The following is a 25,023-nucleotide window of genomic DNA, read 5'->3' as shown; positions in this document are numbered from 1 at the left end:
TCGCTGAACCTGAATCAGTGATGTCGGGAGGATCGGCTGAGCGCGGGTTGCCTCGGACCCGCCTCCCGGCGCCTTCTTGGCCTCGGCGCGGGACGGGCAGGGTCATCGGCGGCGGCGCGGGGCGGACAGAGCGGCGGTGAAGTCGTCCAGGGCCCCGAGGTTGTGGGCGCTGACGACGGCGTCGCAGTAGGGCAGTGCGGCAGCCATGGCGGCCACGAGCGGACGGTAGCGCGGGCTTGCGGTGCGCGGGTTGACCCACACGACGCGGTAGGCGACCCGGGACAGCCGCGCCATGTGGGTGGCGAGGTCGGCGGGCGCGCCGGTGTCCCAGCCATCGGAGATGATGGCGACCACGGCGCCGTGCGCCATGCCGCGCCGGCCGAACCGCTCGTTGAACTCCGCCAGGCACTCCGCTATCCGGGTGCCCCCTGACCAGTCCGGGGCTGCCCGTCCGGCCCGTGCCAGGGCGTCGTCCGGCCCGGCCCGCCGGAGGACGGGCGTGAGGCGTGTGAGCCGGGTGGCGAAGGTGAAGACTTCGGCGTGGGTGGCGCGAGCGGCACAGTAGAGCAGTTGGAGCATCGCGCGGGCATAGGGCTCCATCGATCCGGAGATGTCGCAGAGCACGATGAGGTCGCGGGGGCGGGCGCGGGGCACGAAGCGGCGTAGCCGCAGCGGGTATCCGCCGGTGCGCCGACTGACGGAGAGGGTGCGGCGCACGTCGATGCGCGCACCGTGGTGCGCGGTGCGGCGCCGGCGGGACGGCCGGGTCGGGGTGCGAAGCACCATGGTGCGCATCACTTCGGAGAGCCGCGCCAGTTCCTCTGCGGACAGCTCCGCGAAATCGCGGCCGGCGAGACGGTCGAGCGGACTGGCCGCGAGGGGTACGGGAGCCTCCCGCGGCTGTGTATCGGCCTCCCGGCCGCGTCCGTCCACGGTGGCCTTCTGGGCGCCGGGGACGCGGCCGGGAACGGTGTCCGGGGGCGATCGGGCCGGGTCGCCGGGTTGCCCGCGCTGTGCTCCGCGGTCGGCCGGGCCGCCGAAGACCTTGCGGAAGACCGCGTCGAACGGCTCGATCTGCTCGCGGTCGGACACCAGGGTGGCGAGCGCGCAGTGCCGCAGCTCGCGCGTTGTCGACGGTGCCAGCAGGGTGAGCGCCCGAGCGAAGCTCCGGGTACGGTCGGGGCCCACCGCGATCCCCGCGTCGTGCAGGGCGGCGGTGAACGAGGCCGCCAGTTCGGGCAGGTCAGGCATCGGAGTCTGCCTCCGCGTCGACCAGCTCCGCCAGTCCGGCCCGGCGCACGGCCTCCAGGTCCTCGGCGTACTTGAGTACCGTCCCCAGGGTGCGGTCGGCGGCGTCGGCGTCGAGAACGGAGAGCCCCAGCGCGTGCAGCGCGCCCGCCCAGTCGATCGCCTCGGCGATGCCGGGCGGCTTGGTGAGCTCCTGCCGGGCACGCAGGCGCGCCACTCCGCGCGCCACGCGCGCGGCCAGCCACTCGGCCGACTCCGGCACCCGCCTGCGGATGATCGCGGCGACGCGTGCGGTGTCCGGGTAGTCGATCCAGTGGTAGAGGCAGCGGCGTTTGAGCGCGTCGTGCAGATCCCGGGTGCGGTTGGACGTCAGTACGGCCACCGGCGGCACCGCAGCCGTCCGGGTGCCCAGTTCGGGGATGGTGACCGCGGCATCGGCGAGCAGCTCCAGCAGGAACGCCTCGAATTCGTCGTCGGCGCGGTCCACCTCGTCGATGAGCAGCACCGCCGGCCTCGGTCCCGGGTGGCAGATCGCGGCGAGCAGCGGCCGTGGCAGAAGGTAGTCCTCGGCGAACAGGTCGGCGTCCCGCAGGGGCTCCCCGCGGGACTCGGCCAGCCGGATGGCCAGCAGTTGCCGCGGATAGTTCCACTCGTAGAGGGCCTCGGCCGAGGACAGTCCCTCGTAGCACTGCAGCCGGATCAGCGGGGTGTCGAGCACGGCGGCGAGCGCGCGGGCGGCCTCGGTCTTGCCGACGCCGGGCTCGCCCTCCAGCAGGATCGGCTGCCGCATGCGCACGGCCAGCAGCAGCGCGGTGGTCAAGGCGTCGTCGGCCAGGTAGCCGACTGCGTCCAGACGCGAGCGCAGGGCGGGGACATCGGGTACGAGAGGGTCGAGGTCAGGCATGCGCGTAATGGGAGGGGTCGTCGGCGAAGGCGTGCTGGCACCCTGGCCCGCAGAAGTACACCCTGCTGCCGGCCCGGTCCAGCGAGAGGGTGGCGGGCGTGATCGCCACGGTCATGCCGCACACGGGATCCACGTCCACGTCCTCGGCCATGGTCTGCGGCGCGGCGGCGTCGGCTCCGGGGCGCACGGCTCGGGCCACCTGCGGCCGCAGTGCGATGATCTCGGCGTATACCGACAGCGCGATTTCCCCCGGGGTCCGCGCGCCGATGTCCAGGCCGGCCGGGGTGTGGACGTGCGCGCGTTGTTCCTCGGTGAGATCCAGCCCGGCGAGCACCGCCGCGCCGCGCTTCGGACTGGCCACCAGCCCGATGTACGGGATCCCGGCGTGTGCAGCCTCGATGAGCACGGTCTCCTCGTCGCGGCCGTGCGTGGCGATGACGACGACGTCCAGATCGGGCGGCAGCGGCTCTCCGGGCGAGGCTGGTCGGGCGTCGAGGCCGAGCACACGACCGACGTCGAGCAGAGCGCGGGCGATGGGGGCGTGTCCGTAGACGTAGGCCAGTGCCGGGGGGAGGTTGGCCTCCAGGAAGATGTCGAGCGTTCCGCCCGACAGGCAGGGATTGGCCACCGTGACCAGGCCTTCGCCCGGCTCCTGCGCGCCTTCGGTCCCGCTGTCCGCGACGGGCGTGATCCTCAGCAGCAGCGACTCGCCGGTCTCCAGCACCCGCAGGCACTGCAGTTGCACCGTCGTCTCGGCGCATGTGCCGCCGACGAAGCCCTCGACGGTGCCGTCGGGCAGCACCAGCGCGCTGTCCCCGGGCTTGGCGCTCGTGGGCCGTTCCGCGTGGACGACGGTCGCCAGGACGAACGGGGTCCGGCCGTGCCGGAGCACGTCCGCGCGGGTCAACAGTTCGGTGTTCGTCATCGCGGGGGCCTCAGGTGATCGCCAGGTCGGTGCGCAGCGGCCGGCCCTGGGCGGCCCGCCATACCGCGGCGGGCGTCAGCGGCATGTCGACATGGCGTACGCCAAGCGGCTTCAGCGCGTCGACCACGGCGTTGACCACCGCGGCGGGCGAGCCCACCGTGGCGGACTCGCCGACGCCCTTGGCTCCGATGGGGTGGTGCGGGGAGGGGGTGACGGTCTCGCCGAGCTCCCAGGACGGGCACTCGACCGAGGTGGGCAGGAGATAGTCCATGAACGACCCGCCGAGGCAGTTGCCGTCCTCGTCGAAGGCGATCACCTGCATCAGCGCCATGCCGAGGCCGTCGGCGAGTCCGCCGTGCACCTGACCCTCGACGATCATGGGGTTGATCCGGTTGCCGCAGTCGTCCACGGCGATGAACCGGCGGACCTTCACCTGGCCGGTGGCCGCGTCCACGTCGGCCACGCAGATGTAGGCGCCGAAGGGGAAGGTGAGGTTCGGCGGGTTGTAGACGCAGGTCGCGTCCAACTGGCCCTCGACACCCTCGGGCAGCTCCAGGTTGGAGTGCGCCGCGAGCGCGATCTCGGTCATGGTTCTTCCCTGGTCGGGGTCGCCCGTGACGTACCAGCGGCCCTTCTCCCATTCCAGGTCGTCCGGGTTCACCTCGAGCATCGCCGAGGCCACGAGCCTCGCGCGCTCGCGTACCTTGCGGGAGACCATCGCCGCCGCCGCTCCGGACACCGGCGTCGAACGGGAGCCGTAGGTACCGAGCCCGAACGGGGTCTGGTCGGTGTCGCCGTGCACCACCTCCACGTCCTCGGGCGGGATGCCCAGCTCCTCGGCGACGATCTGCGCGAAGGTCGTCTCGTGGCCCTGGCCCTGGGTCTGCACGGAGATGCGCAGCACCGCCTTGCCGGTCGGGTGAACGCGCAGTTCGGCACCGTCGGCCATGCCCAGCCCGAGGATGTCCATGTGCCTGCGCGGGCCGGCGCCGACGGCCTCGGTGAAGAAGCTGACACCGATGCCCATCAGCTCGCCACGCTCGCGTTTTTCGGCCTGCTCCCGGCGCAGATCGTCGTAGTGCGCGATGTCCATCGCCAGCCGCAGGGCCCTCGGGTAGTCGCCGGAGTCGTACTCCCACCCCGTCTGCGTCCGGTACGGAAACTGCCCGGGCCGCAGCAGGTTGCGCATCCGCAGCTCGGCCGGGTCCGTGCCGAGCTTGTCCGCGAGCACGTCGACCATCCGCTCGACCAGGTACACGGCCTCGGTGACACGGAACGAGCAGGCGTAGGCGACACCGCCGGGCGCCTTGTTGGTGTAGACGCCGGTCACGGTGCAGTGTGCGGCGGCCAGGTCGTACGAGCCGGTGAAGACGCCGAAGAAGCCTGCCGGGAACTGGGACGGTTGCGCGGTTGCGTTGAAGGCACCGTGGTCGGCGATCACGTGGACGCGCAGGGCCTGGATCTTCCCGTCCTTCGTCGCCGCGATCTCCCCGTGCATGTGGTAGTCGCGGGCGAAGGAGGTGCTCATCAGATTCTCCGAGCGGTCCTCCACCCACTTGACCGGCTTGCCGGTGACGATCGAGCCGACGACCGCGCACACGTAACCGGGGTAGATGCCGACCTTGTTGCCGAACCCGCCCCCGATGTCGGGGGAGATGATCCGGATCTTGTGCTCGGGGATGCCGGCCACCATGGCGTAGATCGTGCGGTGGGCGTGCGGGGCCTGGGTGGTGGACCACACCGTCAGCTTCCCGGTGATGGCGTCCATGTCCGCCACGGTGCCGCAGGTCTCCAGCGGCGCCGGGTGCACCCGCGGGTAGAGCATGTCCTGCTCCACCACCACGTCGGCGGCCGCGAAGACCTCGTCGGTGTGCTCCTTGTCGCCCGCCGACCAGTCGAAGATGTGGTTGTCGCTCTGCTGTTCCTTGTCGTCGCGGATCACCGGCGCGTCCGGGTCGAGCGCGCGGCGGGCATCGACGAGCGGCGACAGTGGCTCGTACGCCACGTCGATCAGCTCGAGGGCGTCCCGGGCGGCGTAGTGGTCCTCGGCGACGACGAAGGCGACTTCCTGGCCCTGGAAGCGCACCTTGTCGGTGGCGAGCACCGCCTGCGTGTCGTACGAGAGCGTGGGCATCCAGGCCAGCCCGAGACCGGCCAGGGTCTCCCCGGTGATCACGGCCTTGACCTTCGGGTGCGCCTCGGCGGCGCTGGTGTCGACGGAGATGATCCGGGCGTGCGCCAGTGGGCTGCGCAGGATGGCGCCGTGCAGCATACCGGGCAGTCGGACGTCGTCGACGTAGGTCCCGTGGCCGCGGACGAACCGCGCGTCCTCCTTGCGGGGCATTCGTCCGAAGCCGACCGGCCGCTCCTCGGTGGTCGTCATGCCCGCACCTCCTCGCGGTCGGGCGCCGGCTCGGTGCCCGCGTCGGCGGTCCGCACCCCGCCGCCATGCTCGGCGGCCCAGCGGATGGAGCGCACGATGTTCTCGTAACCGGTGCAGCGGCACACCTGTCCGGAGATGACCTTGCGGATGTCCTCCTCGGACGGATCCGCGTTGTGGTCCAGCAGCCAGCGGGCGGTCATCATCATCCCCGGCGTGCAGAAGCCGCACTGCAGCCCGTGGCAGGCGACGAATCCCTGCTGCACCGGGTCGAGTTCGGCCCCTTGCGCCAACCCCTCGACGGTCCGCACCTCATGGCCGTCGGCCATGACCGCGAGCACGGTGCAGGATTTGACCGGCGTGCCGTCCAACCAGACCGCGCACACACCGCAGTTGGAGGTGTCGCAGCCCCAGTGGGTGCCGGTGAGTCCGAGTTCGTCGCGCAGGAAGTGCACGAGCAGCAGCCTGGGCTCGACGTCCCTCGTGTGCTGCTCGCCGTTCACGGTCACGGTGATCCGCATGTCACGCCTCCTGCCCCTGGGCGCGTGCGGCGGCGGCGCGCAGCGCCCGCGTGGTGAGCTCCCCGGCCAGATGCCGCTTGTAGTCGACCGGGCCGCGCTGGTCGGCTGCCGGCCTGCACTCCTGCGAGGCGATCCGGCCCGCCTCGGCGAAGCCCTCGTCGTCCGGCCGTCCGCCGCGCAGGAAGTCCTCTGCCCGCTCGGCCACGAACCGTGGGGCACCCACCGCGGTCAGTCCGATCCCGGCCTCGGTGATCACCCCGTCGGAGATCTCCAGCACCGCTCCCGCGGCGACGACCGCCCAGTCGCCGACCCGGCGCTCGACCTTGCGGTAGGCGCTGGCGTGCGAACGGATGGGCACTCGGACCTCCACCAGAAGCTCCGCTTCGTCCAGCGCGGTCTCGTACGGCCCGAGGAAGAACTCCCTGATCCCGATGGTGCGCCTGCCGCCAGGGCCCTGGGCGACAAGGGTCGCCCGCAGTGCCGAGAACGCAGCGGACAGGTCCTCCGACGGATCGGCCTGGCACAGCGAGCCGCCCACGGTGCCGCGGTTGCGTACGAGCGGATCGGCGATCACACGTTCCGCGTCCCGCAGGATGGGGAAGTGCTCGCCGACGACCGGCGAGGCGAGCAGCTCAGCGTGGCGGACCATCGCTCCGACGGACAGTTCGTGCCCGTCCACCCGGATCAACGCCAGCTCGCCGAGGCCGTTGATATCGATCAGGGCTTCGGGCTGGGCCAGCCGCAGCTTCATCATCGGCAGCAGGCTGTGTCCGCCCGCCACCACCCGGGCCTCGGGGCCGTACCGTGTGAGCAGCTCGATCGCATGCTCGAGGCTGGTGGCCGTCTCGTACTGGAACGCAGCTGGAACCTGCATCGGGCCCTCCTGGAACGCTGTGCCCGCTGTGCAGTGATGCTGCGCTCTTCCGCACCGACCGTGCAATGGGTCGATAAGTATTCACTTATCGACCCAAACGCGGGAAAATCGCATAGTGACCGTCACACAGCTCAGCACCTTCGTGCTGGTTGCCCGGCTCGGTTCGGTCCGCGCCGCGGCGCGGACTCTGGACGTGAGCGAATCCGCGGTGTCGCAGACGCTCACCGCGCTGCGCACCCACTTCGGCGATCCACTCATCCGGCACTCCCACAGCGGTGGGATGCGCCTGACGCCCGCGGGGGCGCGGCTGCTGCCGGTCGCGTCGCGGATGGTCGCGCTGAGCGCGGATGCCGAGGCGGCGGTGCGGGTGGCACGGGGTGCGCCGGACGAGCTGCGGGTCGTCTCCACGAGCACGCTGGCCGAGTTCGTGCTCCCGGCGATCATGGAAGCCTTCGCCGGCCGCGCGGGGCGCAGGACCGAGACCTCCTTCGGCGTGGCCACCGGCAAGGAGATGCGCGTGCTCCTGGAGAGCCGACTGGCCGACGTCGCGCTCGGGCCGGATCTCGGTGCCGGCCGTGGGGGCGAAGTGGTCGGCGAGCCACTGTTCCGCACCCAGCTGGTCGTGGTGACCGGCGCCAGGGCGCCGCGGCCGCCGGGTCCGCCGCCGCTGTGGTCGTGGCTGGTCGACGCCTCCGGTACCGATCCGGACGCGGACTCCGGGCGGTTGCTGTGTCGGCTGGGTGTGACCGAGCGACACGTGTGGGTGTTCCCCAACCAGACCGCGACCTGGGCGGCCGCTGCCGAGGGCGCGGGGGTGGCGCCGGCGTTGGCCCATCTGGTGTCGACCCGTATCCGACGTGACGAGCTGCGCATGCTGGAGACTCCGGCCACGCCGTCGGACGCCACGTGGCACGTCGCGGTCCTGCGACCCGAGCACCGTTCCCCGGCCACCGACGCGTTCCTGCACTTCCTGCACACCCCCGCAGCAACCCGCATCATGCGCGCGCCCGGCGCGGGTGTCCCGCCGTCCCGGTTCCGGCCCCCGGTGTACGTCACGCTCTGGGGCGCGTGAGGGAGCAGGCTCTCACTCATTGCCATAGCGGCGCGCCCGGCTTGTGGCGCTCGGATCGCCGATCTCCACCCGGGCGAGGGCAAGACTGATGCCCGCGACACGGCGATCATCGCGGACGCCGCCCGCACCGTGCCGCACACGCTCCGCTCCATCGAGCTGGACGACGAGACCGTCGCCGAACTGCATGATCGTGGGCTTCGACAACGACCTGGCGGGCGAGGTCACCCGAGTCGCGAACCGGCCGCGGAGCCCGCTGACCCAGATCCATCCCTCGCTGGAGCGGGTGCTCGGCCCGCGCCTCCAGCACCCGGCCGTGCTGTGGCTGCCGGAACGCTTCGGCTCGCCCGAGGCAATCCGCAAGGCCGGCCACCGCCGGCTGATCAGCGTGCTCCGCCCGAAGGCCCCGCGCATGGCCGAGCGCCTGGTCGAGGACATCTTCACCGCGCTCGATGAGCAGACCGTCATCGTCCCGGGCACGGAGGCGGCCGCCGTGATCGTGCCCAACCTCACCTCGCTGCTGGACGCCCTTGGAAGGACAGCTGGTACGCAACTGCCTCTCCGGCAGCCGCGGCCTCGGTCAGGCCACGGCCTCGCCCGCGGCGGCGATGTCCGTCACGTCGGCGGTGCGCGCCGCGTCGCCCGTCCCGGGCTTACTGAACTGCGTGCGGTAGAGCTCCGCATACCGCCCCTCGGCCGCCAGCAGTTCCTCGTGCGTACCCCGCTCCACGATCCGCCCCGCCTCGACGACGAGGATCACGTGGGCGGCCCGCACGGTCGACAGGCGGTGTGCGATCACCACGGCAGTGCGGCCCTCCAGCGCTTCGGTGAGCGCCTCCTGGACAGCCGCCTCCGAGGTGTTGTCGAGGTGGGCGGTGGCCTCGTCGAGGATGACGACGCGTTGTCGGGCGAGCAGCAGCCGGGCGATGGTCATGCGCTGGCGCTCGCCGCCGGAGAGCCGGTAGCCGCGCTCGCCGACCACGGTGTCGAGGCCGTCGGGCAGGGAGTGCACGAGGTCTTCGAGGCGGGCGCGGCGCAGTACGTCCCACAGCTCGTCCTCGGTCGCGGACGGGCGGGCGAGGAGCAGGTTCGCCCGTACCGAGTCGTGGAACAGGTGCCCGTCCTGGGTGACCATGCCGAGGGTCTCGCGCATCGAGTCGGCACTCAGTTCGCGGACGTCGACGCCGCCGATGCGTACGGCGCCCTCGTCGGTGTCGTACAGCCGCGGCAGCAGCTGCGCGATGGTCGACTTGCCCGCGCCGGAGGAGCCGACGAGCGCGACGGTCTGGCCGGGTTCGGCACGGAAGGAGACACCGCGCAGGACCTCCGTGCCACCGCGGGTGTCGAGGGCGGCGACCTCCTCCAGGGAGGCCAGAGAGACCTTGTCGGCGGAGGGGTAGGCGAAGCGGACGTCCTCGAACTCCACGGCCGCCGGCCCCTCCGGCACCTGCCTCGCGTCCGGTTTCTCCTCGATGAGCGGCTTCAGGTCCAGCACCTCGAAGACACGCTCGAAGCTCACGAGGGCGCTCATGACCTCGACGCGCGCCCCGGCGAGCGAGGTGAGCGGCGCGTACAGCCGGGTCAGCAGCAGGGCCAGTGAGACGACGGCGCCCGGCTCCAGACTGCCGCGCAGCGCGAACCAGCCGCCGAGCCCGTACACGAGGGCGAGCGCCAGGGCCGACACCAGTGTCAGGGCCGTGATGAACGCCGACTGCGCCATCGCGGTGCGGACCCCGATGTCCCGCACCCGCCGGGCGCGCTCCGCGAACTCGGCGGACTCCTCCCCGGGCCGCCCGAAGAGCTTCACCAAGGTGGCGCCGGGTGCCGAGAAGCGCTCGGTCATCCGGGTGCCCATCGAGGCGTTGAGGTCGGCCGCCTCCCGCTGGAGCTTGGCCATCCGGCTGCCCATCCGCCGGGCGGGGATCACGAACACCGGCAGCAGCACGAGCGCGAGCAGCGTGATCTGCCAGGACAGGGTGAGCATCACGACGAGGGTGAGCAGCAGCGTCACCACGTTGCTGACGACTCCGGACAGCGTGTTGGAGAAGGCGCGTTGGGCGCCTATGACGTCGTTGTTGAGTCGGCTGACGAGCGCGCCCGTACGTGTACGTGTGAAGAACGCGACCGGCATGCGCTGCACATGATCGAACACAGCCGTCCGCAGATCGAGGATGAGTCCCTCGCCGAGCGTCGACGAAAGCCAGCGGCCGAGGATCCCGAGTGCCGCCTCGGCGAGCGCGATGACGGCGATGAGCACGGCAAGGCGGACGACGGTGCTCTCGTCGCCGCCGGACACGATCGCGTTCACGACGTGCCCCGCGAGCACCGGCGTCGCGACGGCCAGCAGCGCGGTCACCACGCTGAGCACCACGAACTGCCCGATGCGGCGGCGGTGCGGGCGGGCGAAGGCGGCGATGCGGCGCAGGGTCGCGCGGGCGAAGGGACGGCGCTCCTGCTGCGCGTTCATGACGCTGTGCAGCTGTGTCCAGGCTGTGGTCTCCATGCTCATGCAAGAGACACTAAGACCTCAAGCGAAGTTGGGGTCAACCGCCTGGCGCCACCTCCCTCCCCTTGCCCGGCGTGTCAGCCGCCGTCTCCGCGCCCGCAACCCCACGTTGGTGCGGTGTGGAAACCCTCTCCCGATGTGACAGCGGTACGCCTCCCCGAGGGACTCCCCCGACGCCCGCCCCTGCGGGCTGCCGTCCGGCCGGTCCTGTGTCTGCTCCCGCTCGCCCTTGTGCTGGTGGTCGCGGTACGCCACCGCTCCGTACTCGCGGAGGGCTTCGGTCACCTGAAGTCGGCCGAGTGGCCCTGGCTCGCGGCCGCGGCCGCGGCGACCTGCCTGACCTGGGTCGCGGCGGCCTTCACCCGCCAGGGGGCGGTCATCGAGCGGCTGCCCGCGCGCCGGCTGCTCGCCACCCAGTTCGCGGCGGGCGCGGCCAACCATCTGCTGCCGACGGGCCTGGGCGCCGGCGCGGTCAATCTGCGGTTCATGACGGTGTGCGGTGTGCCGCTCGCCCGCTCGTCGGCCGCGCTCGCGCTGTACATGCTGGCGGAGTCGATCGCCCGGCTGAGCCTGCTGCTCGGCCTGCTGATCGCGTTCCCGGGGGCGCTGCGGCTCGGCAGCCTCCTGCCGGACGGGGCGATCGGCCCCCTGCTGCTCGGCGTCGGCTTGGTGCTGTGCGCCGCCGTGACGGCACTCCTTCTCCTACGACGGCTCCGTACGGCCGTCCTCTCCTTCCTGCGCACCGCGCTCGGGGAGGCCCGCTCGGTGCACTCCCGCCCGTCCCGCGCGCTCGCCCTGTGGGGCGGATCGCTCGCCTTCCCGCTGCTCCAGGCGACCGGACTGGCCGCAGTGGGGCAGGCATTGGGGCTGCCGGTACCGCCGGTGCACATGGCGGTCGCGTATCTGGCGGCGACGGTCGCGGTCGCACTGGTGCCGACGCCGGGCGGGATCGGTTCGGTGGAGGCCGCACTGGTCGTCGCACTGGTCGCGGCGGGCGGTCCGGTGGCCGTGGCGACGGCGGTGGTGCTGGCGTACCGGATCATCACGGTGTGGGTCCCGCTGCTGCCGGGGGCACTGACGCTCGGGGCGCTGGTCCGCTGGAAGGTGATCTGAGGCGAACTCCGGATGTACGGCGGGATCGCCCCGGTCGAGGGCGACGACCTGCGACCGGCCCCCGGCGCCGGTCGCCGCGGCTCGCGCTGCCGCGGTGCCTGCTGACCGAGGACGAGCTGTCCGCGAAAGCGGTGTCCGACGACCCGTTCCCGGCGCGGGCCGTCCATGCGACCCGAAGCTGCGCTACCGAGGGGTAACCTCGGCGTACACCGTCGGAGAAGGGACACCACGATGCCGGTCCGGATCGAGCGCCAGGGTTACGTCACCACGGTCGTCCTCTCCCGGCCCGAGGCCCGCAACGCGGTGGACGGCCCGACGGCCGCCGAACTCGCCGACGCCTTCAGGGAGTTCGAGGCGGACGATGGCGCGCGGGTCGCGGTGCTCTGGGGCGAGGGCGGCACGTTCTGCGCGGGCGCGGACCTCAAGGCGATCGGCACCGAACGCGGCAACCAGGTCACCGAGGACGGCGACGGACCGATGGGCCCCACCCGGCTGGTCCTGACCAAGCCGGTCATCGCGGCGGTCGCGGGACACGCCGTGGCCGGCGGCCTGGAACTGGCCCTCTGGTGCGATCTGCGGGTCGCGGAGGAGGACGCCGTCTTCGGGGTCTTCTGCCGCCGCTGGGGTGTGCCGCTCATCGACGGCGGCACGGTCCGGCTTCCCCGTCTCATCGGTACCAGCCGCGCGATGGACATGATCCTCACCGGCCGCCCGGTCCCCGCTCCCGAGGCATACGAGATGGGGCTCGCCAACCGCCTCGTCCCGGCCGGCCGCGCCCGCGCGGAGGCGGAGCGCCTGGCGGCCGAGATCGCCGAGTTCCCCCAGTCCTGTCTGCGCAGCGACCGTGCCTCCGTCCTCGACCAGGAGGGCCTGGTCGAGAAGGTGGCCATGCGCACCGAACTCCGCTACGGCATGGACGTCTTGGCCGAGAGCCTGGAAGGCGCCGCCCGCTTCGCATCGGGTGCCGGTCGGCACGGTTCGTTCAGCGAGCTGTGACGCGGACGGGGCCTGCGGCCGGATCGACCGAACCGACCCAGCGTCCGTCGAGACGCAGGGGCCGATTCGGTACGGCGGTGGCGAGAAGGCGTTGTCGGTGCAGGACCCGGTCGTCCTGCGTGACGGTCAGCACCGGCCGGGTGAGGAACTCCGCCGCGCCGAGCACGAAGGGGCCGTACGGCATCGCGGCCGCGAGCCGGTTCGGGGCGGCCCAGCGCAGAGGCGGCACCACGAGGAGCGGAACCGTCGGGGACCAGGGCGCGCCCGCCAGGTGATCTCGTACGTGCCGCGCCGCCCGTACGCCCTCGCGGGCCACGGCGGCGGCGCTCTCCACGGCGTGCAGCACGTTGCCCACGGCGAACACGCCCTCGCGTGACGTGCGGAAGGCGCCGTCGACCGCGGGTCCGCGCGTGCCCGTGTCGAGGGCGGTGGCGTCGGGCAACGCCGAGACTTCGACGGGGAGTTGGCGGAGATCGGCCTGGGTCTGCTTGAGCAGCGCCGAGCGCGTCAGACCGCTGTCGACGCGCAGCGCGGTGAGCGGTGCGCCGAGGTCGGCGGCGGCCGCGTCGCCGGTCGACGGGTCCCAGGCGAAAACGGTCTCCCCCTGGTTGGCGAGCCCGACCGCCGCCACGGGCTCGCCCGCCTGAGCAAGTGCCCGGCGCCCGGCGTCGACGACGGACTCGTACAACTCGACCGGATCGACCTCGACACGTCCGCCGGGCAGATGGCGGGGGCGTACGGGAGCGGTCCCGGAACCGATCACACCGCGGTCGGGACAGATCACCAGTGCCTTGGTCCCGGACGTCCCCTGGTCGATCGCGAGCACCGAACCGGTCATGACCCTCCCCTGTGATCACCGCCTGCCAGCCTGCTTCAGGGCGCACCCGGCCGTCAATGGCGGGTCCGCGGCGGCCCGGTGACGGGAAGGCAGGTGGATGCGGCAGGATGAGCGGTCGCCCCGGACGACGAACACCGGTCCGGGCTTGATCGTGCATTCCCGGATTCGAGCAGGTGGCAAGTGACGACACAGCACATCCGGCCCGCGGGCCTTCTCTCCGGTCACCAGGGAGGTCACCGGTGAAGCGCTCCCTCACCCTGGACGACCTGATGGTCGCCGGAATCGCCGTCGCGACGGGCCTTGTGGCCGCGTTCCTGCTGCGCATGCTGCTGCGCTGGCTGGGCAAGCATGCCTCGCGCACCCGCTGGAGCGGCGACGACGTCATCGTGGACGCGCTGCGCGCGCTGGCGCCCTGGGCCGCGATCGCCGGGGGGCTCGCGTCGGCGGCCGCGGTGCTGCCGCTGACCGCGCAGGTCGGGCGCACCGTCAACCGATCGCTGACCGTCCTGCTGATCCTGGCGTCCACCATCACCGCGGCCCGGGCGATGACCGGCCTGGTCCGGTCCGTGACCCAGTCCCGGTCGGGGGTCGCCGGCTCGGCCACGATCTTCGTCAACATCACCCGGGTCGTGGTGATGGCGATCGGCTTCCTCGTCGTGCTGCAGACGCTGGGGATCTCGATAGCCCCGCTGCTCACGGCGTTGGGCGTGGGCGGTCTGGCGGTGGCCCTCGCCCTCCAGGACACCCTCGCCAACCTCTTCGCGGGCGTGCACATCCTCGCCTCGAAGACGATCCAGCCGGGCGACTACATCCGTCTGAGCAGCGGAGAGGAGGGCTATGTCGTCGACATCAACTGGCGCAACACCACGGTCCGTCAGCTCTCCAACAACCTGGTCATCATCCCCAACGCCCAGCTCTCGGGCACCAACATGACCAACTTCACCCGGCCCGAGCAGCAGATGACGCTCACCGTCCAGGTCGGGGTCGGATACGACAGTGACCTGGAGCATGTCGAGCGCGTGACCAACGAGGTCGTCACCGAGACGATGACCGAGATCACCGGCGCCGTCCCGGACCACGAGCCCGCCGTCCGCTTCCACACCTTCGGCGACTCGCGTATCGGTTTCACCGTGATCCTCGGCGTGGGCGAGTTCAGCGACCAGTACCGGATCAAGCACGAGTTCATCAAGCGCCTGCACAAGCGCTACCGGGAGGAGGGCATCCGGATTCCGTCGCCCGCGCGGACGGTGGCGCTGCAGCCGGGCGGCGCGGGGCTCCTGGAGCCGGTCATCCCCCATCAGCGCGACGCCACGGCACGCACTTGAAGCGCTCTCCCGGCTGAAGTGAAGCCGGGAGATTCCTGCCTACCTTGCGGTGGCGGGCTTGACGCCGCGGGGACGCCTGACGACTGCCCTCCCGGCAGCCGGGATGAGCGCGTGGCCCATCCGGTACAGGTGCAGGATGTTCCGGCCTGCGTTGTGGTCGGCGTTGCCTGACCATCGGCAGTCTTCGTTCTTGCACACGAATACGGCCTGGGACTCCCGGCTGCCTGGTGTGGTGACGCCACAGGCCGAGCAGCGCTGGGAGGTGCCGGGGGCGGGGATCTTGTGCAGGGTGCCGCCCTGGCGGGCGGTCTTGTACGTCAGCATCGTGACGGTGCGGCCCCAGGCCTCCTGGCTGATGGAGCGGTTCAGGCCGGATTTCTGAGCGACTCTCGTCCCGGGCTTTTCGGCGGTGCCCCTGGCGCTCTTGGTCATGTTCGTGATGTCCAGTTGTTCCACCACGATCACGCCGTAGGTCCGGGCGAGTTGGGTGGTGGTCTGGTGCTGCCAGTCGGTTGCCCTGCGCTTGGCTCTCGCACGAAGGCCGGCGATCTGGTCGTAGGTGGCCCGCAACCGGTTCGAGGTCTTCTGCCCCGGCCTGCCAAAGCTCTTGCGGTGTGCGGCCCGCTGCTGAAGGCGGAGCAGTTTCGCCTTCTCGTCGGCATTCAGCCACTTGTCCCGGTCGGCCGACCACACGATCACCATACTGTGTGGTTCACGTCACCACGGCGGAATCCTGCCAATCAAAGGCGGCCGCTGGGGCCGTCACTCTGGTGCGATATCTCATGGTTCGCTTTCGTTCGGGCGGTCGGGGCCGGCGGCCCTGCCGTCGGATCAGGTGGGTGATCTACCTGAGGTACGCAAGAGCGGGCAGTGCGGTTGCTCGCGGCGCACCACTTCCCGCTTTCACTTGCGCTTCTGTTTTCACTGGCGCCTCGGCCGCTGATCAGCGGCGGTCGCAGGAGGCCGCCCGACCGACCCTGCGCGGACCCCTGTCGAGTCGGGGCCGCTCACGAGATATCTTGATGTCGAGCAATGTTGCAGACGTGGAGCGGAGCACCCGGTGACTGACTCGACCATCATTTACACGCACACTGACGAGGCCCCGGCCCTGGCGACGTATTCGTTCCTGCCGGTGGTCCAGGCGTACGCCTCGCAGGCGGGTGTCACTGTGGAGACCCGTGACATCTCGCTGGCCGGACGCATCATCGCCCTCTTCCCCGAGTTCCTCCAGGAGGGCCAGCGCATCGCGGACGCCCTTCACGAGCTCGGTGAGCTGGCCAAGACGCCCGAGGCGAACATCATCAAGCTGCCGAACGTCTCGGCGTCGATCCCGCAGCTGAAGGCCGCGATCGCCGAGCTGCAGGAGCAGGGCTACGCGCTTCCGGGCTACCCGGACGACCCGAAGTCGGACGAGGAGCGCGACATCCGCGCCCGTTACGACAAGGTCAAGGGCAGCGCCGTGAACCCGGTGCTGCGCGAGGGCAACTCCGACCGCCGCGCCCCCGCGTCGGTCAAGAACTACGCCAAGACCCACCCGCACCGCATGGGCAAGTGGACGCCGGAGTCGAAGACGAACGTCGCCACCATGGGCGTCGACGACTTCCGCTCCACCGAGAAGTCCGCGGTGATCACCGAGCCGGGCACGCTCCGTATCGAGCTGACGGGCGACGACGGCTCCACCACCGTGCTGCGCGAGTCGGTACCCGTCCTCGCGGGCGAGGTCGTCGACGCGTCCGTCATGCACGTCGCGCCGCTGCGCGAGTTCCTCACCGCGCAGATCGCCCGCGCCAAGGCCGAGGACGTGCTGTTCTCGGTGCACCTCAAGGCCACGATGATGAAGGTCTCCGACCCGATCGTCTTCGGTCACGTGGTGCGCGCCTTCTTCCCGAAGACGTTCGCGAAGTACGGCGAGATCCTCGCCGGCGCCGGGCTCACCCCGAACGACGGTCTCGGCGGCATCTACAAGGGCCTGGAGGCGCTGCCCGAGGGCGCCGAGATCAAGGCCTCCTTCGACGCCGAGCTCGCCGAGGGCCCGGAGCTGGCGATGGTCGACTCCGACAAGGGCATCACCAACCTGCACGTCCCGTCCGACGTCATCGTCGACGCCTCGATGCCGGCCATGATCCGCACCTCCGGTCACATGTGGGGCCGGGACGGCCAGGAGGCCGACACCCTCGCGGTCCTGCCGGACAGCAGCTACTCCGGTGTCTACCAGGTCGTCATCGACGACTGCCGTGCCAACGGCGCCTTCGACCCGGCGACGATGGGCTCGGTCCCGAACGTCGGTCTGATGGCGCAGAAGGCCGAGGAGTACGGCAGCCACGACAAGACCTTCGAGATCCCGACCACCGGTACGGTCCGCCTCGTCGACGAGGCCGGCAATGTCGTCCTGAAGCAGGTCGTCTCCGCCGGTGACATCTTCCGCGCCTGCCAGACCAAGGACGCCCCGATCAAGGACTGGGTGAAGCTGGCCGTCACCCGCGCCCGCGCGACCGGCGACCCGGCCGTGTTCTGGCTCGACGAGAACCGCGCGCACGACGCCGTGCTCATCGAGAAGGTCAAGCGGTACCTGCCGGAGCACGACACCGAGGGCCTGGACATCCGCATCCTGTCCCCGATCGAGGCGACCAAGCTCTCCGTGGAGCGCATCCGCCGCGGCGAGGACACCATCTCCGTCACCGGCAACGTGCTGCGTGACTACCTGACCGACCTGTTCCCGATCCTGGAGCTGGGCACCAGCGCCAAGATGCTGTCGATCGTTCCGCTGATGGCGGGCGGCGGCCTCTTCGAGACGGGCGCCGGCGGTTCCGCGCCGAAGCACGTGCAGCAGCTGGTCAAGGAGAACTACCTGCGCTGGGACAGCCTGGGCGAGTTCCTCGCGCTGGCGTCCAGCTTCGAGCACCTCGCGACGACCACGGGCAACGCGCGCGCCCAGGTCCTCGCGGACACCCTCGACCGCGCCACGGCGACCTTCCTCAACGAGGACAAGTCCCCGACCCGTCGCGTCGGCGGCATCGACAACCGCGGCAGCCACTTCTTCCTGTCCCTGTACTGGGCGCAGGAGCTGGCGCAGCAGACCGACGACGCGGACCTCGCCAAGGCGTTCGCCCCGCTCGCCGAGACTCTCGCCGCGCAGGAGCAGACGATCGTCGACGAGCTGATCGCGGTCCAGGGTTCCCCGGCCGACATCGGCGGCTACTACCAGCCCGACCCGGCCAAGGCCGCGGCGGTCATGCGCCCGTCGACGACCTGGAACCAGGCGCTGGCGACCCTCGCCTGACATACGCACCACCCCGCGGACCCCGGTCCGTGACGGTGCCGCCCCGGCCGGATCCTCCGGTCGGGGCGGTTGCGTATGACGGGTGCTCGGTCGGCCTCATGTCTCCAACCGTGTGCGCCGCATGACACGGGAGTCACGCCCGTCCGGCATGCGGGCCCGGAGTCCGACGCAAGCCCTGCGCTCGTACGAACCGACCTTCTTGCACGGTCGGTTGCAGACCGAGGACGAGGTCCGTCAGATCGGGCGGATGTTCTCTGCCTGCAGACCCTTCTGGCCCTGGACGACGTCGAACTCGACCTTCTGGCCCTCCTGAAGCTCCCTGAAGCCCGATGCGCTGATGTTGGAGTAGTGGGCGAATACGTCAGGGCCGCCCTCGTCCTGGGCGATGAATCCGAATCCCTTCTCGGCGTTGAACCACTTCACGGTGCCTGTAGCCATGATCGTCTCTCTTTTCACCCGAAGCGGTGCCGACGACTCGGCCTGTGGCCGCTCCGGGGGTGCTCACGCGATGCATACCACTCGGCGGCCCGTTTTCTCACCGCGTCACCGCCCTGGCTCTGGCTCTGTGACGGGGGCTGCCCACCTGGGTGATCAGCGGTGGCGAGCCGGAACTCCCGCTCATAGCTTCGGCCTATGACCAAACGACAGATGGCCTACCTCGCTTGCATCGCGGCTGTCGTGGCGTCGGGACTGGGTTGCGCCCCGCCGGCCCACAGCCTGACGGTGCACCGGGTCAGCGCCGGCGAATCGATCCAGAAGGCTGTGAACGCCGCCAGACCGGGGGACACCATCGTCCTGTCCCCCGGCACCTACCACGAGAGCGTCAGCATCACCGTGTCCAACCTGACGCTGCGGGGCTCCGACGCCCAGTCCACCGTCATCGTGCCCGGCCCCGCCTCCGCCGACAGCGCATGTGCCAAGGCCGGCAACGGCATCTGCGTGACCGGGACCGACAGCAAGCGCGTCGCGGGCGTCACCGTACGCTCACTGACCCTCAGAGGCTTTGCCAAGCACGGACTGTGGGCGTCGGGGACCGATCGGCTGACCGTGCGGAACGTGACCTCCGAGAAGAACGGTCAGTGGGGCATCGCCCAGGAGAAGTCGGTCCGCGGCGTGTTCCGCTACAACACCGCCCAGAACAACGGCGACGCGGGCCTGTTCGTGTCCAATACGGTCAACACCGAGGAGGGCGCCCGCGACACCAAGGGAACGGTGGTCAGTCACAACCGCCTGGTCGGCAACCGGATCGGCGTCACGGTGCGGCGACTGCGGAACCTGACCGTCGATCACAACGAAGCGACGGGCAACTGCACCGCGGTGTTCGTCGTGGGCGACGAGAACAAGCCGGCCGTCGGGGCCCTGAGCGTGCACCACAACTACCTCCACGCCAACAACAAGAACTGTCCCAAGACCGCCCGGCTGCCTTTCCTTCAGGGCTCGGGGATCGTCCTCACCGGCGCCGAGGACACGCGGGTGACGGACAACCGGGTCGAGGACAACGTGGGCACCTCCCCGCTGTCGGGCGGCATCGTGCTGTTCAAGAGCTTCGTAGGCGCCCACAACCAGCGCAACGAGATCCGCGACAACGTGGCGATGCGCAACGGCACCGCTGATCTGGCCAACAGGGACACCGGCAGCGGCAACATCTTCCACGGCAACACGTGCGCGGTCTCCGAGCCCGCCGGAATGTGCTGACCGGTCCGCTCCCCACCCCACTTGCAGCACGACAGCAGAAGCGAGGCAACAGATGACGACCGTTGATCCGGCTCCCCCGCCGCCCATGCGGCTGCGCGAGCTCGTTTTCGGGGCGGCGTGCGCCGCCGCCGTACGCGCGGCCGCCCGCCTGGGTGTGGCCGACGCCCTGGAAGAAACGCCCATGAGCGTGGAGGACCTGGCGGCAGCGGTGAAGGCCCAGCCGCGGACACTGCGCCGGCTGCTGCGCGCGCTGTCCTGCCAGGGCGTCTTCATGGAGCACCCCGACGGCACCTTCGCGCACACGGAGATGTCCCGGCTGCTGCGCGAGGACGATCCGCACAGCCTGCGCTACATCGCGCTGTGGTGCACCGAGCCGTGGACGTGGAACGTCTGGCCCAAGCTCGACGAGGCGGTGCGCTCCGGCCGGAACGTCTTCGAGGACGTGTACGACAGGGAGTTCTTCGAGTATCTCAACGAAGAGGCCCCCGAGTCGGCGTATGTCTTCAACCGGGCCATGACGACGTCCAGCGAGCAGTCGGCACGGGACGTCGCCAACCTGCTCGACCTGCGGAACGTGTCCTCGGTCGCGGACATCGGCGGCGGTCAGGGGCAGGTCGTGGCCAGCCTGCTGGAGAAGCACCCCAAGATGCACGGCACGCTGCTCGACCTGCCAGGTGTGGTGGAGAACGCCGATCCGCGTCTGCGGAGCGGAGGTTCGCTGGCCGATCGGGTGCGCATCGTGGCCGGGGACTGCCGCGAGGACATCCCGGTCCAGGCGGATGTGTACATCATCAAGAACATCCTGGAGTGGGACGACGCGAGCACCCGCAGGGCGCTGGCGAACGTCCGGAAGGCGGCGCGGCCCGGTGCCCGCGTCGTCGTCATCGAGAACCTCGTGGACGACACCCCGTCGATGAAGTTCACGACGGCCATGGACCTGCTGCTGCTCCTCAACGTCGGCGGCGCCAAGCACACGCAGAAGAGCATGGTCGAACGGCTGACGGACGCCGGCCTGGTCATCGGCGAGATCCGCCCGGTCAACGCCTACCTCCACGCCTTCGAGTGCACCATCCCCAGCTGAGCTTCTCTCCCCCGAAGAAGACCCGAGGCCGCCGGTTCCGCGTCTGTCGCGGAGCCGGCGGCCTCGGGTCTTCTTCGGGCGCCCGTTCAGGAAACGGAGGCGTCCCGCTCCCAGCGGTAGAAGCACTGCGCCATGGCGTCCTTGGGGCTGCGCCACGTCTGCGGGTCGTACGCGCTGACGTACGCCGACAGCTGCTCGCTGATGCTCCGGAACTCGGGGTGTCCGGCCACCTTCGCGATGGCGGGCGCGGGGTCCTGGTCGGCTTCGATCAGGTGCATGTACACGTCGCCGAACTGGAAGAGGCTGCGACGGTTGACGCCGATCAGATGCGGGAGTTCGCCGCGGTCGGATGCGGCGAAGACATCGGCGATCGCCGGCGCCGAATCCGGCGCCATGCGGGCGACGATCAGGGCGTGGTGCATCGAGTGTCCTTTCGGGGCCGGCGATCAGCGGGGCATGACGGGGGCGGCCTGACGGTCGCGGGCGGCCTGCTCGATCCGGTCCCGGATGAGGGCCATCTGGACGCGCGAGTTGCGGTTGATGTTGTCCGTCATCCAGGCGTCGTCGACCGGGGCCTCGGGCTTCATCGCGAAGTCCTGCACCCAGCGCATGTGGGTGCCCTGCGGGGTCTCCTTGTACTCCCACAGGATGTTCATGTGGGCGAAGGGGCCGGTCTCGACGCGGCGGGCCCGGACCGTGCGCTTGGCGCGGTCCATGGTCCGCTCCGAGACCCAGCTCCAGACCTTCCCGTTCTCGTCCGGGTGCATGGTCAGCCGGAAGGTCGTCGTGTCGCCGTCGCGGGAGAGCACCTCCAGCGACGCGTATTCGCTGAAGAGCTGGGGCCAGTTCTCGATGTCGTTGGTCATGTCCCAGACGAGGTCGAGAGGGGCGTCGATGGTGATGCTGTTCTCGGTGTGTCCTACCACTTCAGGCTCCAGCCTTGAGGGTCGTGTTGACGAGGTCGAGGAATTCACGGGGGGTCTTGCAGCGCTCGGCGTCGGGAGGCAGCGGCTTGCTGTACTGGTTCTCCAACTCGCCGACGATGCCGAGCAGGCCGAGCGAGTCGAGGCCGAGGGTGCCGAAGGGCGAGTCCGACGAGTGCGCGAGGTCCTTGGGGTCGACGGTGACGCCGGCCGCCTTCTTCATCAGCCTGGCCAGCTCGTCGACAGTCACTTCGATGATCATGTTGTTCTCCTTCCCGCCCGGTACTACCGGGCGGAGTCGCCGCCGCGGCGCACGACCAGCGCCGCGTTGGAGCCCATCAGTCCCCTGCTGAGGACCAGGGCCGTGTGCAGTTCGGCGGGGCGAGCGCGAGACATCACCAGGTCGAGGTCGTGGCAGATGTCGAACACGTTCGGAGTAGGGGGTACTTGGCCGTGTTCCATGGCGAGCACCGCGGCCGCAGTGTCCAGCACGGGTGCCGCGCAGTAGCTCCGCCCCATTCCGGTCTTGGGCGCGGTGACGGGCACGCGGGTACCGTGCGCCCCCAGCGCGTCGGCGATGGCCAGCGCTTCGGCGCGGTCCGCCTCCGGTACGCCCAGGGCGTCGGCGAACACGACGTCGATCTCCTCCGGGGCGCAGTCGGCCTCGTCGAGGGCGCCCCGGATCGCGTGGGCGAGCCCCTCTCTGGACCGCTCCCATCGGGAGGCGCCGGTGAATGTGGCGGCATGGCCGGCCACGGTGGCCCGGACGGCCGCCCCGCGGTCGCGGGCGCGGGTCTCGTCCTCCACGACGAGCATGGCGCCGCCCTCCGCCGGAGCGAAGCCGCAGGCTCCCGCGGTGAAGGGCCGGTAGGCGCGCTCGGGGTCCTCGACGGTGCTGAGCTCGGGGTAGCCGAGCTGACAGACCATCGAGTACGGGGCCAGCGGCGCCTCCGCGGCTCCGACGACCACCGCGGCGGTTCCGCGCCGTACCACCCGGGCCGCATGCGCGATGGAGTCCAGACCACCCGCCTCGTCGCTCGCGACCACTCCGCACGGCCCCTTGAAGCCGCCCCGGATGGAGATCTGGCCGGTGCTGGCGGCGTAGAACCAGGCGATGGACTGGTACGGGCCGACGAACCGGGATCCCTGTCCCCACAGCTTCTGCAGCTCCCGCTGCCCGAACTCGCCGCCGCCGGATCCGGCGGCGGTGACCACGCCGATGTCGTAGGGCTCCGCGGGGTCACCGTTGGCGAGCCCGGCGTCGTCGAGGGAGAGGGCGGCCGCGGCCATGGCGAAGTGGCTGAACCGGTCGGTCTGGACGAGGAATCGCTCCTCGATGAGGGCCGCGGCGTCGAAGGCCCGGACCTCGCCCGCGACGCGGAGCGGCAGGTGCTCGCACCCCTCGCGGGTGATCCGGTCCAGAACGCCGAGGCCTTCCTTGACGGATTTCCAGTACGCGTCGACGCGCAGGCCGTTGGGCGCGATCACACCGATTCCGGTGATCGCCGCACGAGGTGGGCGCTGAGTGCTCATGGTGTCCTCCCACCCGGCCCGGTCAGGAGCACCGCGGACTGGAAGCCGCCGAATCCGCTGCCGACGGAGAGCACGTTCTTCAGCTTCCGTGGGCGGGCGGTGCACGGCACGTAGTCCAGGTCGCACTCGGGGTCGGGAGTCTCGTAGTTCGCCGTCGGCGGCACGACCTGGTGCTTCAGGGCGAGGACGCAGGCGACGACCTCTATCGCCCCGATCGCGCCCAGCGAGTGCCCCACCATGGATTTGATGGAGCTCATGGGCGTGTCGTAGGCGTGCGCGCCCAGGGACCGCTTGACCGCGGCGGTCTCGTGCCGGTCGTTCTGTCGGGTGCCCGAGCCGTGCGCGTTGACGTAGTCGATCAGCGTGGGGTCGAGGCGGGCCTGGTCGAGCGTGGTGTCGATCGCCCGGGCCATCTCCAGCCCCTCACCGGTCAGACCGGTCATGTGGTAGGCGTTGCCGTAGGTGGCGTAGCCGCTTATCTCGCAGTACACGTGCGCGCCGCGGGCTCGGGCGTGCTCGTACTCCTCCAGGACCAGCACCGCGGCGCCCTCGCCCATGACGAAGCCGTTGCGGTGTGCGTCGAAGGGCCGGGAGGCGTGCTCGGGGTCGTCATTGTTGGGCGACGTCGCCTTGATGGCGTCGAAGCACGCCATGGTGATCGGCGATATCGGCGAGTCCGACGCCCCGGCGATGCAGACGTCGGCCCGGCCCTCTTCGATGGTGTGGAAGGCGTAGCCGACCGCGTCGAGTCCGGAGGTGCAGCCGGTGGATACGGTCTGTACCGGGCCTTGAGCGCCGAACTGCTCGGCGACCACCGAGGCGAGCGTGCTGGGCGAGAACGCCAGGTGCAGTTTCGGGTCGGCCGCGCGGTGGTCCACGTCCCACCGCCGGCCGCGCTCACTGACCTGAACGTAGTCGTGTTCCAGGCGGGTGGTGCCGCCGACCGCGCTGCCCAGCGACACTCCGACGCGCCAGGGGTCTTCCCGGCCGGAGTCGAGGCCGGAGTCGCGTACGGCTTCCCCGGCGGCGACCACGGCGAACTGTATGTACCGGTCGGCGTGGTCGCGCAGCTCCGGGTCCAAACCGTGCGCGAGCGGGTCGAAATCGCATTCGGCGGCTATCCGCGAGCGCAGGCCCGCCGGATCGAACAGCGTGATGCCGCGGGTCGCGGTGCGGCCATGGGAGAGCAGGTCCCAGAACGCCGTCGCCCCGGTGCCGCCCGGAGCGACCACACCGATACCGGTGACGGCCACCCGCCGGGTCACTTTATGGCCCCACTTCGCTCGGACGGCTGTCCGTGGTCCGACGCGGACAGATCCGTCCCGGCGGTGGCGACCTCGCGGCTGGGCACGGTGTCGTCGGTCCCCTCCGTGTCCACGTGACCGAGACTCGGACGCGGGGCGAGCGGGCCCAGGTGGAAGACCATGCGGGCTTCCGTGTCGCCGACATTGCGGAAACGGTGCCGCATGTTGATGGGGATCAAGAGGCCCTGATCGGGCTTCAGCGCGTGCGTGTCGCCATCCAGGTCGACCTCGAGCGCGCCCGTGACGACGTACACGAACTCCTCGGAGTACGGGTGGTAGTGCTCGCCGATGCGCTCGCCGGGCTGGATGAGGGCCAGGCCCATGAAGCCGCTGGTGGAACCCGCCGTGGCGGGCGTGAGCATGGCCCGGATGTCACCTCCGCGCCTGCGGTTGGGCTCCGTCTCGCTCAGGTCCACGATGCGTGGATGCTGCTTGATCATGCTTGATACCTCCGGGTGTGGCTGGGACGTCCGGGTGGAGCGGCCGCGGGCAGGGGCCCGCGGCCGTT

Annotated in this window: 21 protein-coding genes and 3 pseudogenes; 8 read left to right on the top strand and 16 right to left on the bottom strand. The window is 70.7% G+C overall.

Annotated elements, in window-relative coordinates:
* Nucleotides 1-102: 102 nt before the first annotated feature.
* From OG390_RS45590 to OG390_RS45565, 6 genes are read right to left on the bottom strand one after another with little or no spacing between them, the layout of a single operon-like run.
* The gene (locus OG390_RS45590; protein WP_406176276.1) at nt 103-1,251 is read right to left on the bottom strand and encodes a vWA domain-containing protein; all 1,149 of its coding nucleotides are present in this window, start codon (nt 1,249-1,251) and stop codon (nt 103-105) included.
* Nucleotides 1,244-2,152 carry an AAA family ATPase gene (locus OG390_RS45585; RefSeq protein ID WP_406176274.1) on the bottom strand — a complete coding sequence of 303 codons (909 nt, stop codon included), beginning with the start codon at nt 2,150-2,152 and terminating at the stop codon, nt 1,244-1,246. Before OG390_RS45585 ends, OG390_RS45590 begins: the two co-directional genes overlap by 8 nt.
* Entirely contained in the window at nt 2,145-3,077 is a 933-nt protein-coding gene (locus OG390_RS45580; protein ID WP_406176272.1) for an XdhC family protein, read from the bottom strand. Before OG390_RS45580 ends, OG390_RS45585 begins: the two co-directional genes overlap by 8 nt.
* A gap of 10 nt (nt 3,078-3,087) precedes the next feature.
* Nucleotides 3,088-5,460: an aerobic carbon-monoxide dehydrogenase large subunit gene (locus OG390_RS45575; protein WP_406176270.1), complete on the bottom strand. Its 2,373-nt coding sequence runs from the start codon at nt 5,458-5,460 to the stop codon at nt 3,088-3,090.
* The gene (locus tag OG390_RS45570) at nt 5,457-5,978 is read right to left on the bottom strand and encodes a (2Fe-2S)-binding protein (protein WP_406176268.1); all 522 of its coding nucleotides are present in this window, start codon (nt 5,976-5,978) and stop codon (nt 5,457-5,459) included. Before OG390_RS45570 ends, OG390_RS45575 begins: the two co-directional genes overlap by 4 nt.
* A gap of 1 nt (nt 5,979) precedes the next feature.
* A complete protein-coding gene (locus tag OG390_RS45565) occupies nt 5,980-6,852 on the bottom strand; it encodes an FAD binding domain-containing protein (protein ID WP_406176266.1) in 873 nt (290 codons plus the stop codon).
* Nucleotides 6,853-6,967: 115 nt separating this feature from the next.
* On the opposite strand from OG390_RS45565, the gene OG390_RS45560 reads away from it, so the two are divergent.
* Nucleotides 6,968-7,924 carry a LysR family transcriptional regulator gene (locus OG390_RS45560; protein WP_406176264.1) on the top strand — a complete coding sequence of 319 codons (957 nt, stop codon included), beginning with the start codon at nt 6,968-6,970 and terminating at the stop codon, nt 7,922-7,924.
* Nucleotides 7,925-7,975: 51 nt separating this feature from the next.
* Nucleotides 7,976-8,444, top strand: a pseudogene (locus OG390_RS45555) (transposase); the annotation flags it as partial.
* Nucleotides 8,445-8,501: 57 nt separating this feature from the next.
* Here OG390_RS45555 and OG390_RS45550 read toward each other — a convergent pair.
* Nucleotides 8,502-10,424, bottom strand: a complete 1,923-nt coding sequence (locus OG390_RS45550) for an ABC transporter ATP-binding protein (RefSeq protein ID WP_406178260.1) — start codon at nt 10,422-10,424, stop codon at nt 8,502-8,504.
* Nucleotides 10,425-10,565: 141 nt separating this feature from the next.
* Between OG390_RS45550 and OG390_RS45545 the strand changes: the two genes are divergently transcribed.
* A complete protein-coding gene (locus tag OG390_RS45545; protein WP_406176262.1) occupies nt 10,566-11,540 on the top strand; it encodes a YbhN family protein in 975 nt (324 codons plus the stop codon).
* A gap of 231 nt (nt 11,541-11,771) precedes the next feature.
* Entirely contained in the window at nt 11,772-12,536 is a 765-nt protein-coding gene (locus OG390_RS45540; protein ID WP_406176260.1) for a crotonase/enoyl-CoA hydratase family protein, read from the top strand.
* Between the two features lie 568 nt (nt 12,537-13,104).
* Here OG390_RS45540 and OG390_RS45535 read toward each other — a convergent pair.
* Nucleotides 13,105-13,374: pseudogene (locus tag OG390_RS45535) on the bottom strand (FGGY family carbohydrate kinase); the annotation flags it as partial.
* Nucleotides 13,375-13,613: 239 nt separating this feature from the next.
* Between OG390_RS45535 and OG390_RS45530 the strand changes: the two are divergent.
* Nucleotides 13,614-14,699, top strand: coding sequence for a mechanosensitive ion channel family protein (locus OG390_RS45530; protein WP_406176258.1), 1,086 nt, complete (start codon nt 13,614-13,616; stop codon nt 14,697-14,699).
* Between the two features lie 39 nt (nt 14,700-14,738).
* Here OG390_RS45530 and OG390_RS45525 read toward each other — a convergent pair.
* Nucleotides 14,739-15,386: pseudogene (locus OG390_RS45525) on the bottom strand (RNA-guided endonuclease InsQ/TnpB family protein); the annotation flags it as partial.
* A gap of 373 nt (nt 15,387-15,759) precedes the next feature.
* Between OG390_RS45525 and OG390_RS45520 the strand changes: the two are divergent.
* On the top strand, nt 15,760-17,979 hold the full coding sequence (locus tag OG390_RS45520; protein WP_406176256.1) for an NADP-dependent isocitrate dehydrogenase: 2,220 nt from the start codon (nt 15,760-15,762) through the stop codon (nt 17,977-17,979).
* Nucleotides 17,980-18,213: 234 nt separating this feature from the next.
* Here the strand turns inward: OG390_RS45520 and OG390_RS45515 are convergent, their stop codons facing one another.
* The gene (locus tag OG390_RS45515) at nt 18,214-18,417 is read right to left on the bottom strand and encodes a cold-shock protein (RefSeq protein ID WP_399079458.1); all 204 of its coding nucleotides are present in this window, start codon (nt 18,415-18,417) and stop codon (nt 18,214-18,216) included.
* Nucleotides 18,418-18,612: 195 nt separating this feature from the next.
* On the opposite strand from OG390_RS45515, the gene OG390_RS45510 reads away from it, so the two are divergent.
* Together OG390_RS45510 and OG390_RS45505 are read left to right on the top strand one after the other, a co-directional pair.
* Nucleotides 18,613-19,674: a nitrous oxide reductase family maturation protein NosD gene (locus tag OG390_RS45510; RefSeq protein WP_406176254.1), complete on the top strand. Its 1,062-nt coding sequence runs from the start codon at nt 18,613-18,615 to the stop codon at nt 19,672-19,674.
* 52 nt (nt 19,675-19,726) lie between these two features.
* Complete coding sequence (locus OG390_RS45505) at nt 19,727-20,755, top strand: methyltransferase (RefSeq protein WP_406176253.1); 1,029 nt, start codon at nt 19,727-19,729, stop codon at nt 20,753-20,755.
* A gap of 86 nt (nt 20,756-20,841) precedes the next feature.
* On the opposite strand, the gene OG390_RS45500 is transcribed toward OG390_RS45505, so the two are convergent.
* The 6 genes from OG390_RS45500 to OG390_RS45475 are packed head-to-tail and all read right to left on the bottom strand — an operon-like array spanning nt 20,842 to nt 24,955.
* Nucleotides 20,842-21,177, bottom strand: coding sequence for a TcmI family type II polyketide cyclase (locus tag OG390_RS45500; protein WP_406176251.1), 336 nt, complete (start codon nt 21,175-21,177; stop codon nt 20,842-20,844).
* A 24-nt stretch (nt 21,178-21,201) separates the two neighbouring features.
* Nucleotides 21,202-21,681 carry an SRPBCC family protein gene (locus tag OG390_RS45495; protein WP_406176249.1) on the bottom strand — a complete coding sequence of 160 codons (480 nt, stop codon included), beginning with the start codon at nt 21,679-21,681 and terminating at the stop codon, nt 21,202-21,204.
* A 1-nt stretch (nt 21,682) separates the two neighbouring features.
* Nucleotides 21,683-21,940, bottom strand: coding sequence for a phosphopantetheine-binding protein (locus OG390_RS45490; protein ID WP_399079468.1), 258 nt, complete (start codon nt 21,938-21,940; stop codon nt 21,683-21,685).
* A gap of 23 nt (nt 21,941-21,963) precedes the next feature.
* Complete coding sequence (locus OG390_RS45485; RefSeq protein WP_406176247.1) at nt 21,964-23,211, bottom strand: ketosynthase chain-length factor; 1,248 nt, start codon at nt 23,209-23,211, stop codon at nt 21,964-21,966.
* Nucleotides 23,208-24,476 (bottom strand): beta-ketoacyl-[acyl-carrier-protein] synthase family protein, encoded by a 1,269-nt coding sequence (locus tag OG390_RS45480; RefSeq protein ID WP_406176245.1) that lies wholly within the window; start codon nt 24,474-24,476, stop codon nt 23,208-23,210. The genes OG390_RS45485 and OG390_RS45480 overlap by 4 nt, the downstream gene beginning before the upstream one ends.
* A complete protein-coding gene (locus tag OG390_RS45475) occupies nt 24,473-24,955 on the bottom strand; it encodes a cupin domain-containing protein (protein WP_406176243.1) in 483 nt (160 codons plus the stop codon). Before OG390_RS45475 ends, OG390_RS45480 begins: the two co-directional genes overlap by 4 nt.
* Nucleotides 24,956-25,023: the final 68 nt, after the last annotated feature.

The sequence above is a fragment of the Streptomyces sp. NBC_00996 genome, from assembly GCF_045162675.1.
GTDB lineage: Bacteria > Actinomycetota > Actinomycetes > Streptomycetales > Streptomycetaceae > Streptomyces.
Note: the sequence above shows the minus strand (reverse complement) of the source record. Positions and strands in the feature narration are given on the sequence as shown.